Genomic DNA, 422 nt, shown 5'->3' on the forward strand with positions numbered 1-422 from the left:
CCGATGAACGGCCGCAACCCGGCGTAATGTGTGCGCGGATCGAAGGAAATCGGGCCGATCGGCGTATCGAACTGTCGTTGCGTCACCAGTTTGCGGATCAGGTCGGGATCATCAGTGCCGGCATCGGCGATTGCCTGGGCGAGGACCGAAACCGCCATATAGGCGAAGACGAATGGCCCGGTGACCGGCCGGTCGTCGCCGCGGCGGGCTGCCAATCGCGCCTTGAAACGCCGGTTCTCCTCTGTGTCGAGCCGGTCCAGATAGATATTGGTGACGATGTGGCCGGCCTTGGCCTGCGGGCTGAGGTCCGCGAGATCGAGTTCCGAAAGGTTGCAGGCGACAAACGGACGGCGTTCGGCGCTGAACTCGGCGTCCTCCTCTCGCAGTTGCGCATAGGCGCGGATGAACGCGTGGGCGGAGCG

Annotated in this window: 1 protein-coding gene; it reads right to left on the reverse strand. The window is 64.5% G+C overall.

Going from position 1 to position 422, the window contains the following annotated elements:
- Positions 1 to 422, reverse strand: a 422-nt coding sequence (locus L6966_RS11990; protein ID WP_237233471.1) for a transporter substrate-binding protein, incomplete at both ends; no start/stop codon positions are given.

Source organism: Rothia nasisuis, assembly GCF_928381405.1.
Taxonomy (GTDB): domain Bacteria; phylum Actinomycetota; class Actinomycetes; order Actinomycetales; family Micrococcaceae; genus Rothia; species Rothia nasisuis.